Origin of the sequence: Sorangium sp. So ce836 (assembly GCF_028553905.1) — a bacterium.
GTDB lineage: Bacteria > Myxococcota_A > Polyangia > Polyangiales > Polyangiaceae > Sorangium > Sorangium cellulosum_D.
The window spans coordinates 7,534,684-7,549,394 of sequence record NZ_CP102233.1 but is presented as its reverse complement, the minus strand read 5'-3'; the positions used below and the strand labels follow the sequence as shown (position 1 = coordinate 7,549,394).

At 72.8% G+C, this 14,711-nt stretch carries 13 protein-coding genes and 1 tRNA gene; 5 read left to right on the top strand and 9 right to left on the bottom strand.

Annotation, left to right across the window (positions count from 1 at the left end; genetic code table 11):
- Positions 1–248 precede the first annotated feature (248 nt).
- Complete coding sequence (locus NQZ70_RS27095; protein WP_165374186.1) at positions 249–2,567, top strand: PEGA domain-containing protein; 2,319 nt, start codon at positions 249–251, stop codon at positions 2,565–2,567.
- A gap of 186 nt (positions 2,568–2,753) precedes the next feature.
- On the opposite strand, the gene NQZ70_RS27090 is transcribed toward NQZ70_RS27095, so the two are convergent.
- From NQZ70_RS27090 to NQZ70_RS27050, 9 genes are all read right to left on the bottom strand, one after another.
- Positions 2,754–3,740 carry a hypothetical protein gene (locus NQZ70_RS27090; RefSeq protein WP_129576796.1) on the bottom strand — a complete coding sequence of 329 codons (987 nt, stop codon included), beginning with the start codon at positions 3,738–3,740 and terminating at the stop codon, positions 2,754–2,756.
- Entirely contained in the window at positions 3,740–4,237 is a 498-nt protein-coding gene (locus NQZ70_RS27085; RefSeq protein ID WP_129576795.1) for a hypothetical protein, read from the bottom strand. The genes NQZ70_RS27090 and NQZ70_RS27085 overlap by 1 nt, the downstream gene beginning before the upstream one ends.
- 62 nt (positions 4,238–4,299) lie before the next feature.
- Positions 4,300–4,887: a type IV pilin protein gene (locus NQZ70_RS27080; protein WP_272825767.1), complete on the bottom strand. Its 588-nt coding sequence runs from the start codon at positions 4,885–4,887 to the stop codon at positions 4,300–4,302.
- A gap of 102 nt (positions 4,888–4,989) precedes the next feature.
- A complete protein-coding gene (locus NQZ70_RS27075; protein ID WP_272825765.1) occupies positions 4,990–5,604 on the bottom strand; it encodes a type IV pilin protein in 615 nt (204 codons plus the stop codon).
- A gap of 148 nt (positions 5,605–5,752) precedes the next feature.
- Entirely contained in the window at positions 5,753–6,409 is a 657-nt protein-coding gene (locus NQZ70_RS27070) for a type IV pilin protein (RefSeq protein ID WP_237244094.1), read from the bottom strand.
- A gap of 86 nt (positions 6,410–6,495) precedes the next feature.
- On the bottom strand, positions 6,496–7,977 hold the full coding sequence (locus NQZ70_RS27065) for a sigma-54 dependent transcriptional regulator (RefSeq protein ID WP_129576792.1): 1,482 nt from the start codon (positions 7,975–7,977) through the stop codon (positions 6,496–6,498).
- 99 nt (positions 7,978–8,076) lie between these two features.
- Positions 8,077–8,466: a hypothetical protein gene (locus NQZ70_RS27060; protein WP_129581596.1), complete on the bottom strand. Its 390-nt coding sequence runs from the start codon at positions 8,464–8,466 to the stop codon at positions 8,077–8,079.
- Positions 8,467–8,575: 109 nt separating this feature from the next.
- Positions 8,576–10,042 carry a 30S ribosomal protein S12 methylthiotransferase RimO gene (gene rimO / locus NQZ70_RS27055; protein ID WP_129576791.1) on the bottom strand — a complete coding sequence of 489 codons (1,467 nt, stop codon included), beginning with the start codon at positions 10,040–10,042 and terminating at the stop codon, positions 8,576–8,578.
- Positions 10,039–11,370, bottom strand: a complete 1,332-nt coding sequence (locus NQZ70_RS27050) for a dihydroorotase (RefSeq protein WP_129576790.1) — start codon at positions 11,368–11,370, stop codon at positions 10,039–10,041. The genes rimO and NQZ70_RS27050 overlap by 4 nt, the downstream gene beginning before the upstream one ends.
- Before the next feature lie 230 nt (positions 11,371–11,600).
- Here NQZ70_RS27050 and NQZ70_RS27045 point away from each other — a divergent pair.
- The 4 genes from NQZ70_RS27045 to NQZ70_RS27030 all read left to right on the top strand — a co-directional run bounded on the left by NQZ70_RS27045 (position 11,601) and on the right by NQZ70_RS27030 (position 14,531).
- Positions 11,601–11,687, top strand: a tRNA-Leu gene (locus NQZ70_RS27045).
- A 146-nt stretch (positions 11,688–11,833) separates the two neighbouring features.
- Positions 11,834–13,033 (top strand): hypothetical protein, encoded by a 1,200-nt coding sequence (locus tag NQZ70_RS27040; RefSeq protein ID WP_129576789.1) that lies wholly within the window; start codon positions 11,834–11,836, stop codon positions 13,031–13,033.
- 66 nt (positions 13,034–13,099) lie between these two features.
- Positions 13,100–14,167: a DUF4190 domain-containing protein gene (locus tag NQZ70_RS27035; protein WP_129576788.1), complete on the top strand. Its 1,068-nt coding sequence runs from the start codon at positions 13,100–13,102 to the stop codon at positions 14,165–14,167.
- A gap of 55 nt (positions 14,168–14,222) precedes the next feature.
- The gene (locus tag NQZ70_RS27030; protein ID WP_129576787.1) at positions 14,223–14,531 is read left to right on the top strand and encodes a hypothetical protein; all 309 of its coding nucleotides are present in this window, start codon (positions 14,223–14,225) and stop codon (positions 14,529–14,531) included.
- Positions 14,532–14,711: the final 180 nt, after the last annotated feature.

Below are 14,711 nucleotides of genomic sequence, written 5' to 3'. Positions count from 1 at the left end.
CACTGCGCGCCGTGAGCGCGGGCGCAACATCGCGTCGAGGCGCGCAAACCAGCGCCGCGCGCGGCCGATCCACGTTGCGCTGGGCCACGCCGCGCTGGGCGTCTGTTTCCGGATGATGACGGCAGGAGAGCGCTCGTCCGAGGCCGCGAGCGCCGCGGACGTCATGGGGCGTTTCGCCGGCCGCGACGCGCGAGATCCCCGCGAGATCGCGGCGCGCGCGCCGCGGTGCCGCGCCTCGGATCGTCCCGATGGCGCTCGCGAAGTCATCGGACCAGCGGTACGCTGCAGCGGGCCAGGGTGGCGCAGGGCTCTCCGAGCTCGCGCGCGACGAAGGCCCGCTCTTCCACATCACGCTCATCGCGCGACGCATGCGCGATCGTTTCTCGGAAGCCGCGGCGAACGGCGCCGCATGTCCTGAGGAGTTCTCGAACATGGCCGATAACAAGGGCGGCAGCGATCTAGACGTCTTCGAGGGGCTCGCCAAGAAGTCATCCCGCGCCGCGAGCCCCGCGCTCGTGCCCCCCTCGCCGCCGACGCGCCAGCGGACCCTCGTCGGCGCCGCGGTGCCGCCGCCCCCCAACGCTCCTGCGGTGACGCTCCCTGGGGGGATGGCCTCCCCGCTGCCGCCGCCGCCGGTGTCGGCGAAGGGGACGAGCCCCGCCTCTCTGCCGCCGCCGGTGCCGGTGAAGGGGACGAGCCCGGGCTCGCTGCCGCCGCCGATGCCCCCCTCGGTCAAGCCGGGCTCTCTGCCGCCGCCGGTGTCGGCGAAGGGGACGAGCCCCGGCTCGCTGCCGCCGCCGGTGCCGGTGAAGGGGACGAGCCCCGGCTCGCTGCCGCCGCCGATGCCCCCTTCGGTCAAGCCGGGCTCTCTGCCGCCCGTGGTGCCGCCTCCCTCGCGGCAATCCGCGCTGCCCCCGGTCACCGCCCCGGCCCTGCCGTCGAAGAGCCCGGTGCCGCCCGCGCCGACCAGCGCGCTGCCCCCGGTGGTCCCTCCGCCGGTCCGCGTGCCGTCGGTGAAGCCGCCGCAGAAGGCGGCCGACGAGGGGAAGCCTGCGTCGGGCAAGGGCACCGCGGTCGACATGGACTGGGACGACGACGAGGAGTCGACCCACGTTTACGACCGGCCGGGCAGCGACAGCATGCCTGGGCGGACGAGCCCGCTGCCGACGGTGAGCTCGCCGTCGCTCCCGAAGGCGGCCGCGACGCTGCTCGCGAGCTCCGGCGGCGCGGCGCCGGCCGCGAGGACGCGCACCCCGATCCCGACGCCGCCGCCGATCCCGAGCGCCCCGCCGGCGCCGGCGATGCCGCCGGCGATGTCCTCGGAGATCGGCCACCGCCCGCTGTCGCGCAACGACGAGCCGACGGCGATCCGCCCGCGCCATACGATGCAGCAGGGCGCCGGCAAGGCGGGCGTGCTCCTCGGCGGGCTCGCGCTGGTCGCTGTGCTCATCCTGGCCGTGGTCATGCTCGTGCCGAAGAAGGGCGCGCTCACCATCGACCTGAAGGCCCCGGGCGGCACCTCGGTCGCGAGGGCCGAGATCTTCATCGACGGCCAGAAGCGCTGCGACACCGTGCCTTGCGTCGTGCGCGAGCTCGATCCCGGCTCCAAGGTGGTCAAGATCCTCGCCCCCGACTTCCCGCCGCACGATGCCGTCGAGGTCGTCGAGGGCGGCAAGGAGAAGGTGGTCGTGATCACGCTCGACGGCGCGGCCGCGGCGCGGGCGTCGACCAACACGTCGACCGCGCCCGGCGTGAAGGCGTCGGGCGCGCAGCCCGGCGTGAAGGTCTTCATCGACGGTGTGGAGAAAGGCACGCTGCCGCTGGAGGTCAGCGTATCTCCGGGAGAGCACAAGATCCGTTTCGACGGCGGCGAGCGCTACGAGCCCGTGGAGCAGACGGTGGAGGTCGGTCAGGGCCAGACGAAGGACCTCGGCACCGTCGCGCTCAAGGTGCTGAAGGGGCAGGTCACGCTCGATCTCGCGACGTCGGGCGCGTCGGTCAAGCTGGTGAACGCCAAGGGGACGGAGAAGAAGCTGCCGGATTCGGCCTGGAAGAAGCCGCCGGTCAAGGTGGATGTCAATCCGTCGGAGGGCTGGAAGGTCGTCGCGACGAAGAGGGGGTATACGGACTTCTCCCAGGCGATCTCGTTCGAGGACGGGCAGGCCGAGAAGACGATCCGGATCGCGCTGGAGGAGGCGAGCAGGCCCGAGCCGGCCGCCGCCCCGGTCGCCGCCGCCGCGCCCGCGCGCGCGTCGGATCCGGCGCCTGCGCCGGCCGCCCCGGCGCCGAAGTCGGAGGCGCCCGCCGCGGCGCCGAAGGCGGAGGCGCCGGCCGCTGCGCCCGCGCCCGCGGCCGCCGCCGGCAACGCGACCCTGAACATCAACTCGATCCCGGTCTCGAAGGTGGTCCTCGACGGGCGGCCGCTGGGGAGCACGCCCAAGGTCGGCGTCAGCGTCCCCGCGGGGTCGCACACGGTGACCTTCATCCACCCGGATCTCGGGAAGAAGTCGGTCACCGTCTCGGTGAAGGCCGGCGAGACCAAGACCGCGGCCGTCAGGTTCGACTGACGCGCCGCGGTCGCCCGCGGCGCCCGGCTCACGGGCGGCGCTGCGCGGACCCGAGGCGCTGCCTCGCGCCGTCGGGCGAGGCCCACGGCATCTCGCGATTCCCCACGTGAACCACCCCTGACGTCGCTCGTTTCGAACGGCGCTGTCGTGGCGACGGCGTCCGCGCCCCGGCAGCGTCGAGGGGCCTCACCGCTCGCCCGCGACCCGCTCGGCCCACGCGCTCCACGTCGTCGCGCACCGCGGCTCGTCGGCGTGCGCGCCGCCCGCGCAGTACGCCGGGTCGCGCGGGGGGCCCAGCACGAGGATCGCCGTCTTGCTGACGAACGGCAGATCGCGCCGCCAGATCTCGCTGAAACCGTCGATGCGCCGGCGGTAGGCCTCTGCGGCCTGCTCCCCGAGGAGCTTGTCGAGCTGCGCGCGGATCTGCTGCTTCAGCCCCTCGTCGTCCGTGACGGCGAGGGTGCGCTGGAGGAACCGGATCTGCGCCTCGCGCTCGCCGGCGCGCCCGAGGATCCCCGCGCCGCCGAGCGCCTGCCAGCTGATGTTCGCGTCGTTGCCCCCGAGCTCCGCGGCGCGCGCGAGCATCCGGGCCCCGTCGAGGCGCCACTGCGCCTTCTCCGCGGGATCGGTCAGGTACGAGGCCGGCGCGATGAAGGCGACGAACTGGCCGAGCGCGAGCCAGATCTCGCCGTCCAGGGGGCGGTTCTGCACCCCGCGCTCCATGATCTCGCGCGCCTTGACGACCTCGTCGTGGGGCGTCGTGCTCGTCTGGAACGTGATGAGCGCGTCGGCGAACAGGTAGGGGTCGCGAAAGGTCGGGTCGAGCGCGTTGATGGCGTCGAGCAGCAGGGTCAGGTTCTCGAACCTGCGGCGCTCCATGGTGTGCAGCCCCTGCGAGACGAGCACGTGCGACCACAGCAGATCGGCCAGCGCGGAGCGATAGCCGAGCGAGAGGGTGACCACCTCGTCCGGCGGCGGCAGGACGTACACGTCGGAGGTCTCGGCGACGCGCTTCTCCAGCGCCGCGGCCGGCGCGCGCACGATCCCGATCGCGACGGCCGCGGCGGCCGAGAGCGCGACCGTGACGAGCGCGTCGCGCGCGCCTGCGAGGCGGGAGAGGAGCGGGCGGGGTGGCGGGCCGTCCGCGGACCCGGGCGCCGGACGAGCCCCCATCATTCCACCTCGCGGTCCACGAACATGCCCGGGAGCACGCGGGCCGATTCCCCGGGGATCCGCTCGCCGCGCACCTCGAACGTGGAGAGCGCGCCGTCGCCGTCGAGATCGCCGTGCGCGGTCGCGATGAAGCGCATGGCCTTCGACGCGTCGAGCTCGCTCGTGAACTGGAAGGCGAACGCGTGTGGCCCCTCGAAGCGGAAGTCGAGCGACCGCCACGTGAGGTGCTCCCACGACTCCGGCGGATCGACCGCGCGCACGCCGCGCGGCACCTGCGCCGGGGTCAGCGGGGCGGACGGGGGGAAGCTGATCTCCTGCGGCCGTGACTCGGCGTAGGCGACCGCGCTGGTCACCAGCCGGTCGAGCCCCTCGATCGGCTCGCTCAGCTTGGATGCGCTGAGGTTTCGGAAGAACGCGGGGACGGCGACGGCGAGGACGCTGCCGCCGACCGCGAAGGCCGCGCTGAGCTCCAGCGCGCTCCAGGAGCGCCAGGTCATGGGCTCCTCTCTACCTCACCCCTCCACGATCCAACAAGCGCGACCGACGGCCGTGGCCCGCGTCAGTCCGGGTCGTTGTTCGTGAAGATCACGGTGCTGGTCACGATCTCGCCGTCGCGCACCTCGCCGGTGCGGACCAGCGTGCACGCCAGGCCGTCGCCGTCCAGGTCCGCGCGCGCTCCCGCCTCGAACGCCTCCGCGCTGAGGACGGGCGCGCCCGTCATGCCCTCGCTGAGGTAGCCGCCGCCGACCTGGTACGAGTACTGGAAGTAGATGGGCTGGTCGACGGTGAAGCCGAGGCACTGCCAGCCTTCGGTCGTCGAGCCCGACATGAAGTCGACGCCGGGCGCCGCGTTCGGCTGGTACTTCGTCCCAAGGACGTAGGTGAAATCGAGGGGGACCGGCGTGGCCGAGGCGCAGAGGGTGTGGGTGCTCGCCGCGGAGACCCCCGCGGGGGGGAGCACCTGCGAGGCGTCGCGCTCGCGCTCGAACTGGTTGATGGCGCTGCGGGTGATGGCGCCGACGATCTGCTTCGCTTCAGCCGTCCTCGCCGTCGTGAGGTAATTGCGCACCCCGGTGATCGCCAGGGCGGCGAGCACGCCGAGGATGGCCACCACGATCATGAGCTCGACGAGCGTGAATCCGCGCACACGAGACGTCGCCGTGTATCGCATCGTACACCCTCATGACCGGTGGCCTCGTTCAACGTGCGCTGCCCGGCTCATCCGTGAGCCGGGCAGCCGGCGCTCAGATCATTCGTACTCTCGCTCGATGTGGACCTGCGTGGCCACGGTGAGCTGCCCCGTCGCGTCGTCCACCGCGCCCAGGCGCGTGAACACGCTGTAAACGGGCGGGGTGTCCGCGTCGAGGTTTCCGACCGCGCCCGCCTCGAAGTAGTTCGTCGCGCTGATGGCAGGAGGATCGGTCTGCTCGGGAACACGCGCGCCGGAGTAATAGTGGTACTGGAAGTAGATCGGCTGCGTCATCGCGAACCTCAGGCACGGCCAGTCCTCGGTCTCGGTGCCGTGCTCGAAGTCCTCGTCTGGGCCCGAGCGCGGCTGGTACTTGCCGCCCGACGGAACGGTAGTGGGCACCGCCTCGGCGCTCGCGCACAGGCTATGGGTCGCGGCCGCCGAAGAACCGCCGGCCGGCAGGATCTCGGAGTTGGACGTCTCGCGCTCGAACGCGGCGACCGCGCCCCGGGAGATGGCGCCCACGGTGTTCTTGGCCTCCGAGCTCTTCGCGCTCGCGAGGTACCGGCGGACCCCGAAGATCGCCAGCGCGGCGAGGACGCCGATGATGGCGACGACGATCATGAGCTCGACGAGGGTGAAGCCTCTTCTGTCGTATCGCTTCAGTGCACGCATGAGTGTCGATCCTCCGTGATGATTTCTTTAATTGGATTCGTTGCCGAGACGGACCGTCAAGATGCCTGGTGCGGGGCCCGGCCAGCCCGCAGCGCGAAAACCTCTCCCACGGACAGGCGCTCTCGACGCCGCCGGGGCAAACCATCCTCTACTCCGTGTCGTTCTCCCAGTAGATCCCCGACATCGTGGATGTCGTCAGGAGCAAGGCGAGCGTCCCATCCGAGTCGCGATCGCCGGCCGCCTGGATGACGTACCAGGGGCCGTTCGGCGCAAACTGCGGATCGTTCAGCGGAGGCCCGGGCAACCCACTCCAGGTGAAGCCCGCGAGGCCGGTCGTGGTGAAGGGGGGAGTATCGCCCGCCACACACGCATACCCGAAGCGGACCGCGCCGTCCGTCGTCACGTTGAGCATCCGCCAGTTGGCCTCGTCGTCGTGAGGGGGGCCCCACGCGCGCTTCCGATCGCTGAGAGTCCCCGCAGGGTACCATGCATCGAGCGAGGTCGAGACGTTCAGATACACGAGCATCTCGGCCTTGTAGGACTCCTGAGCACCGCGGATCCCCTGTATGACGGCCTTCGGCTCGGCGACGCCGGCCGCGTTCATGTACTTGCGGTAGCCGACGAGGGCGAGCGCCGCGAGAATACCCACCATCCCCACGACGACGAGGAGCTCGACGAGCGTGAACGCCCGCCTCGCCGCGTTTCGCTGTCGCCGCGCCCTCCGCATGCGCCCGAACCTTCCAGCAGGCGACGTGCCAAGGAGCGCGCGGCCCGGCGCCGTCTTCGACTTGTGCGAGAAACTCATGCGTTACCTCGGTTTTTCTTGAGGAAGAGGGGCGAGCTGAGAGAGATGTGTGCGGTTGTGTTCGTTTTCGGCGGTGACGAAAACCGTCACTGCGGGGCGCCGGGCGGTGACGATTCTCGTCGGGATCCCCCCTCCAGGTCGTCGTCGCTGTCCCCGTCGGAGGCGAGCGCGTGCTTGGCGAGCCGGTAGCGCAGCGACCGGAACGACACGCCGAGCAGCTTCGCGGCGGCCTTGCGGACGCCGCCGGTGCGCTCGAGCGCCTGGAGGATGAGCCGGCGCTCGACCTCCCCGAGCACCTCGTCGAGCATGCACCCGCCGGGCGGCAGCTGCGCGAGCAGCGGGGCCGGGCTCGCGCTGAGGCCGGCGACGGCGCTCGGGAGGTCGCCGAGGCCGATCGAGGGCCCTCCGGCGAGCGCCACCGCGCGCTCCATCATGTTCTCGAGCTCGCGCACGTTGCCCGGAAAGCCGTAGGCGTCGAGCGCGCGCATCGCGTCCGTCGTGAGGCCGCGGACGTCCTTGCCGAGCTCGGCGGCGAAGCGGCGCAGGAAGCGCTCGGCGAGCCGCGAGACGTCCCCGGGGCGCTCGCGCAGGGGCGGCAGCTCGATGCGGATGACGTTGAGCCGGTAATAGAGGTCCTGCCGGAACCGCCCCTCGCGCACCTCGACCTCCACCTCCCGGTTCGTCGCGGCGAGGACCCGGACGTCCACCGCGATCTCCGCGGCGGCGCCGACCGGGCGCACCTTCCGCTCCTGGAGCACGCGGAGGAGCTTCACCTGCAGCGAGGCCGGCAGCTCCCCGACCTCGTCGAGGAGCAGCGTCCCGCCGTCCGCCTCCCGGAACAGCCCGAGCGCGCGCGCGCCGGCGCCCGTGAACGAGCCCTTCTCGTGGCCGAACAGCTCGCTTTCCATGAGCGCCTCCGGCAGCGCCCCGCAGTTGACGACCAGGAACGGCTTCGCGGCCCGGTCGCTCTGCTCATGGATCGCGCGGGCCACGCGCTCCTTGCCGGTCCCGCTCTCGCCCGTGATCAGCACGGTCGTGCGCGTCGGCGCGATCTTGCCGATGAGCTCGGAGATCCGCTGCATCGCGGGGCTCGTGCCGAGCGGCTCGCGCGACGGCAGATCGAGCCGCTCGAGCTGCGCGCGCAGCCGCTGGTTCTCGGCGACGATCGAGCTCTTCTCGAGCGCCTTCGCGGCGAGCGCGATGACCTCCGCGGGCGAGAACGGCTTTGTCACGAAGTCGTACGCGCCGCGGCGCATCGCGTCGAGCGCGCTCTCCACGGTGGAGTGCGCGGTCATCACGATCACCTCGGTCGCGCTGCTCCGCGCCTTCGCGGCCGCGAGCACCTCGATCCCCGAGCCGTCGGGCATCACGAGGTCGGTGAGGATCAGCGGGAACGGCTGCGGATTCTGGCGGATCGCCTCGAGCGCGGCGCCGGCGCCGGGCGCGAGCGCGACCTCGTAGCCCTGGCGGCGGAAGGCGATGCTGAGCACCTGACGGAGGCCCGGCTCGTCATCGACGACCAGCACCCGGGTGGCGGTCGGCGGGATGCTCGGCGAGATCGACGCCATCACGCCACCACACTATCACGATGCTCCGCGCGCGCGTCGATGCCGCCCATCGGGCGCGGCGCGCTGCGTTGACGCGCGCCGTCGCGCGCCCGTCGGCCTTCAGGGGCAGGCGTCGTTGACGACGCCGAGCGGCGTGCGCTCCTCGACGACGAACGACTGCGCCACGCTCACCTCGTCGCCGTTGCCCTCCAGCTCCTGCCACACGAGCAGGACGTCGCAGAGCTCCGCCTCGATCTCGAGGTGATACCGGCCGTTCTTGTCGGTGTCGTCCTCGATCACGCCCCGCTGGGTCCGCTCGTTGAACAGGCTGACGCGCGCCCCGGGGGCGCAGTTGCCCGAGATCTGCCACACCCCCTCGCGGTCCGCGGACGGCCGCATCGTGTCGGCCGGCTCGGGCGGGGGGAGGGGCAACGTCGGGCTCAGGCAGGCCGCACCGGCGAGCAGCGAGATCGCCAGGGCAAAGGCAAGGTGAAGCGCGCGGCGGAGCATCGGCACGGGACGGCTTCATAGCACACCGCGTGCCGCGCCCAGGGCGCCCGTGAACGCCGCGGCGCCGCGCGATTTTCAGCCGTCGCGCCGCGCCCCGCCGGCCGGGCCGTCAATTCTGTTGGCGCTCGCGTCCATCGGTTTGCAGCACGCGCAGGGCGACGCGCCGCTTCGCCGTGACCGCGCCGAGCTCCGTGGGCACGGGGAGCGCGGCGCCGCGCTGGCCCTCGTCCTCGTCGAGCAGCTCGCCCACGAGGTCGTAGTCGCTCGCCTGGGTGATCCGCACGCGGCACATCTCGCCGGGGCGGACCTCGCCGCCGGACAGGTAGACCTGCCCGTCGATCTCGGGCGCCTGACCGGCGTGGCGGCCCATGATCACGTACTCGTGCTCGTCGCTCGTCCCCTCGACGAGCACCTCGAGCTCGCGGCCGATCATCGCGGCGCTCTTCTTGTGCGCGATGCGGCGCTGCAGCGTCATGAGGCGGCGGTAGCGGCTCGCGGCCGTGCGCGCGGGGACCTTGCCCTCGAGCGCGTAGCTGCGGCTCGCCTCCTCGTCGGAGTAGCGGAACACCCCGACCCGCTCGAACTCGGCCCAGCGCACGAAATCGCAGAGCTCCTCGAACTCGGCGTCGGTCTCGCCGGGGTGGCCGACGATGAACGCGGTGCGGAACGTGAGGTCGGGCACGCGCTCGCGCAGCGTGGAGACGACCCGCCGGAGCCGATCGCCGCCGTGGCCGCGCCGCATCCTGCGCAGCATCGCGTCCGCGGCGTGCTGGAGCGGCATGTCGACGTAGGGCACGACGCGCGGGTGGTCGGCGAGCAGCTCGATGAGGTCGTCGGTCATCGTCTCGGGGTAGAGGTAGAAGAGCCGCACCCAGCGCACGCCGGGCACGTCGGCGACCTTCTGGACGAGCTCCGCGAGCGTCGCGCGCTCGCCGCCCTGCGCGCGGCCGGCGGCGTCGCGGCCGTAGGCGATCGTGTCCTGCGAGATGAGGTTGATCTCGCGGACGCCGGCCGCCGCGAGCTGCTCCACCTCGCGCACCACGTCCGGGATCGGCCGCGAGCGCTGCGCGCCGCGCAGGTCGGGGATCACGCAGAACGAGCAGGTGCGGTTGCAGCCCTCGGCGATCTTGACGTAGGCGCTGCCGCCGGGGGTCGAGAGGGTGCGCGGATCGCCGGCGCGGATGAGCCACTCGGCGGGGTTGCCGACGAGCATCCGCTCCGCGTCGCCCGCGAGCACCTGGCCGAGCTTGAGCATGTCGCTCGAACCGAGGAAGTGATCGACCTCGGGCATCTCGCGGGCGAGCTCCTCGGGGTGGCGCTGCGAGAGGCAGCCGGCGACCACGAGCCGCTTGCAGCTGCCGTGCTCCTTGTGCTGCGCCATCTCGAAGATGGCGTCGATCGACTCCTTCTTCGCCTCGCCGATGAAGCCGCAGGTGTTGACGACGATCACCTCGGCCTCGGCGGCGTCGTCGACGTGCGCGTAGCCGGCCGCGCGGGCGACGCCGAGCATCACCTCGGAGTCGACGCGGTTCTTGGGGCACCCGAGGCTGACGAAGTGCACCTTGCGCGAGCTCATCTTGCTGCTCCCTCGCCGTCGACGAAGACGACCCGACCGGCCGCCAGCGTCATCTTGACGCGGCCGGTGAGCTGCTTGCCGAGCAGCGGCGTGTTCTTGCTCTTCGAGCGCAGGCGCGCCGGGTCGAGGACGAAGCTCAGGTTCGGGTCCACGAGGCAGAGCTCGGCGCGGGCGCCGGCCTTGATCGCGGGCGCCTCGAGCCGCGCGATGCGGGCGGGGGCGCGGGTGAGCGCGTCGACGAGCCGCCCGAGGGGGAGGGCGCCCTGGCGCACGAGGTCGAGCAGGACCGGGACGACGAGCTCGAGGCCGATGAGGCCGGGCGACGCCTCGGCGAACTCGCAGTCCTTCTCGAGCGTCGAGTGGGGCGCGTGATCGGTCGCGACCGCGTCGATGGTGCCGTCCGCGAGCGCCTCGCGGAGCGCGTCGACGTCCGCCTGCTCGCGCAGGGGCGGGTTGACCTTGCACGCGGTGTCGTAGCCGAGCACGGCGGCGTCGGTGAGCGTGAGGTGGTGCGGCGTCACCTCGGCGGTCACGGCGATGCCGCGGGCCTTCGCCTCGCGGAGGATGCGGACCGCGCCGAGCGACGAGATGTGCGCCACGTGGTAGCGGGCCCCGGTGGCCTCGGCGAGCAGCACGTCGCGCGCGACGATGATGTCCTCCGCCACGCGGGGCCAGCCCCGGAGGCCGAGGCGCGTCGAGATCGCCCCCTCGTGCATCTGCGCCCCCTCGGTGAGGGCGTGGTCCTCGGCGTGCTGGATGACCGGCATATCGAAGGTCTTCGCGTACTCGAGGGCGCGGCGCATGACCGCGCTCGACGTGACGCAGCGCCCGTCGTCGGAGACCGCCACGGCGCCGGCCTCCTTGAGGTCGGCCATCTCGGTGAGCTCGGCGCCCTTCTGGCCGATCGTGATCGCGCCGATGGGGTGGAGCGCGGGCCCCGAGAGCGCGCGGGCGCGGGCGATCATCGCCTCGGTGATGGAGCGGGTGTCGTTGACGGGCCGCGTGTTCGGCATCGCGCACACGTGCGCGAAGCCGCCGGCGGCCGCGGCGGCGAGCCCGGAGGCGATGTCTTCCTTGTATTCCTGCCCGGGCTCGCGGAGGTGGGCGTGGAGATCGACGAAGGCGGGGAGGAGCAGGAGCCCCTCGCCGGAGACGACCTCGGCCTGGCCGGCGCGGCGCAGATCGTCGGTCGCTGCGCCGCGCCCCACGCGGGTGATGACGCCGTCTTCCACGACGACGTCGACCACGTCGTCGAGCTGATGGGCCGGGTCGACGGCGCGGACGCCGACGAAGAGAAGGAGAGGGGGAGGTGAGCCGATGGCCGCCATGGGAGCGCGCTCCCCTAGCACATGCGCCACTCGCCGTGCACCGCTGCGGGTCGGCAGCGGCAGGAGGGAGCCCGCGCGGCCGAGGGCGCCGCCGAGGGGGCCGAAGGCGGACCGGGCTGCTGTGGAGCGGGCGGCAGGCGACGCGCGCCGGAGCCGGAAGAAAAACGCTCCGGGCGTGATGTTGGGCTTGACGGATCGCGAGGGGGTGAGGTAGTGATGCCGTCCCGCTCGCGAAGCTGGCGGAATTGGCAGACGCGCTGGATTCAGGTTCCAGTGGGGTAACTCCCGTGGAGGTTCAAGTCCTCTGCTTCGCACCAGGCGCTCTTCTTATCCTTGTCTAGCCACTGTAGTGGCCCTCTCCTTATTTGCCTTTTGCGGCATCTCCTGCGACCGCAGCGCATCCCGGCCAGGGGGTGCTGCGGCGTCCGGATCGAGCGACGTCAAGCCCGCAGCCGGGCCCGCCGTGAGCGCCTCGACCGAGCCGGCCGTGGCCACGGCGACGGTCGAGGTCGAGCCTCCGCGCGGGTCCGGCGTGCAGGAGTTCGTTCCGTTCGGGACCCTCACCGGGTGCAAGCTCAAGTCGGGCGACATCGCGACCTACATCCTGCGCGAGGGGATGGGGGTGGCCGGCCGGGCCGACGGCTCGTTCGGCGCCGTGTGGCTCGTGGACCTCAAGGGCGGTGACGCGCAGATCGCGTTCGCCGGCTTCGACAACGACGCCCGGCAGATCGCCCGGGCGCGGGCGATCTCGAACACCCGCGAGGCAGGGCTCCGGATCTTCTCTTCCGGGGAGGCCTGGGCGGTGACGTGGTTCGACGCCGAGGGGCTCGCGTACGCCCGTCCGCGCTGGGAGACGAACCCGCCGGCGGAGATCCTGCGCGTCGGCGCCATCGGGAGGGAGGTCAGCGAGAACGTCGCCATCGCGCCGGCTCCGGGCGGCGCCCTGGTGGCGGCGGCCCCCTTCGGGGCGGAGCGCAACCAGCTGGGCGTCTTCCAGTTCGCGCCGGTGGACCCTGCGCAGCCGCAGCTCAAGGCGGTCGGGGTCACGCGCCACACCAAGAAGCCGCGCTGGCCGGCGGTCGCTGCGGACCCATCCGGCGGCTACCTGGTCGTGTGGCACGAAGAGGACGACGGGAGCATCCGGGCCTCGCGGTTCGACGCGGCCGGCAGGGAAGGGAATGCCCACGTCGTGGCCACGCCTCGAGGCGACGACCGCTCGGCCGCCGCGACTCAGGAAATGCCGGACAGGGAGCGGCGGCTCGGGCTCGTGGCCACCAGCAGCGGGGCGCTCGTGGCGTGGAACGAAGGGCCCACCCTGCTCGCCCGAGCGCTGGACGCCGAGGCGCGGCCGCGCGGGGCGCCCTGGGTGCTCGGCAAGGGCAAGTGGCGCGCGATCGCGCCGAGCGGCGACGGGGCGTTCGTGGCGTGGGTCGGCCACGATGGCAAGGCCGATGGGCAGCTCCTGCTCGTGAAGCTGGGCGCCGACGGAGCGCCTTCTGCCCGGGGGATCCGGGTGTCGGATGGGGCGATTCCCGTCAAGGATCCTCCCAGCCTGGCCCTCGCCGGCGAGCGCGTGGGCGTCGCATGGACGGAGGCGATGAGCCCCGGTGTGAGCACGAAGCGCGCAGTCTTAAGGGTGCTCGAGCGCGCCTGCATCCCTTGAGCCGCGGCGCGACGTGAGGGTGCGTACGGCGAGCGTGGCGCCGACTCTGGCGCTAAGATAAGAGACGTGAGCCACGCATTCGGCCCGAGTCAGCCACCGCCGAACCGCGATGCGAACGAGCCTCTGACGGCGCCCCAGGACAACGGGGCGGGCGTCCTGCCCCGCGGGGGCGAGCTGCCTGTCAGCGCACCCTCCGGCGACGAGGCGGCGCGCGTCGCGGCCGCGCCCCGAGCGCCGTTGCCGAGCGGCGCCTCGACGCCGCTGCCGGTCATCCACGATCCCTACCTCACCCGGCCGCTCCCGCCGGGGCGACCGCCGCTCTCGACGCTGGCCGTGAGCTCGATCGTCGCGGCGCTCTTCGGGCCGCTCGGGGCCGTCGCCGCGATCGCCTTCGGCTGGGCGGCCCGCCGCGAGATCGAGCGGGCCCCCGAGGCGCGCAGGGGCCTCGGGCTCGCCAGCGTCGGGCTCTCGCTCGGCGTCCTCCTCACGCTCTGCTGGAGCTCGGCGATCGGCTTCGGCGTTTGGGTGTGGAGGACGCACAGCGGCGGCGAGACCACCGCCGCCGTCGGCGAGCGGGACCCCTCGCCGGAGCCGGCGAGCACCGCGTCCCCGGCGGCGCCGCTGCCGGACGTGCCTCCTCCGGCGGCGCAGCCCGGCGGCAGCGTCCCTCAGCACACGACCCGCCGGCGCGTCGGCGGGCTCTCCATCGTCGATATCGGCGTCGACGTCTCCACGCTCAGCGAGGAGCTCGCCAAGCAGCGCGCGGAGGCGCACGCCCAGGGTGAGAAGGTCCTCGTCATGACGACGAGCGATCCGTGCGAGCCGTGCCGCGGCGTCGACCGCGCGCTCGGCGATCCGCTGATGCAGACCGCGCTCCGGAGCGTGCGGCTCGTGCGCGTGGATATCGACGTCTTCAAGGAGGACCTCGATCAGATCAAGATGCCGCGGCGGCTCTACCCCGGCTTCTTCCTGCTCTCGCCGGATCTCACCCCGCAGGACGGGATCAACGGGGGCGAGTGGGACGACGACATCGCGCGCAACATCGCGCCGGTGCTCGGGGCCTTCGTGCGAGGCCAGTACACGACCCGCCGCCAGCCGTGGCACCCGCTGCCCGGCTCGGGCATGCGGCTCTGACCGCGCGGCGCGCGGCGGCCAGCCCCCCGCGCCCCGGACGGGGTAAGCTCGGCCCGTGAAGCGCTTCGTCCAGCTCGCCCTCTTCGCCGTCTGCGTCGCGTTCAGCGCCTCGGCGGCCTACAACGTCTTCTCCGACAACGCCGCGGTCGAGCGGATGGCGGCGCTCGTCGCGTGCGGCGAGGACGGCGGATCGGGCGCGCCGGAGCCGCGCCGCGCCGGCGAGGGGTGCAGGGCGCAGATGACCCGGCTGGAGCGGACGCCGTTCGGCCAGACCTTCGAGTTCACGACGGCGAAGCGCACCGTGGATGTCAGGTGCGAGCGGGCGTTCGTCCTCGCCGGCGCGTACAGCTGCCAGGTCCGGTGACCATCGCGGCGGCGGCCTCCGGGGGAGGAGCGCGCCCCATGGTCGGAGCCGCGCGCCGCCGATGGATGCAGATCGCGCGGCCGGCGTGGCGCAGGCGGCGGCCGAGCGGGCGCGCGCCGCGCCGCGCGGGCCCGCGCCACGCAAGGGGCCGCTCCGCGCGGAAGTTACGCTATGGTGGGC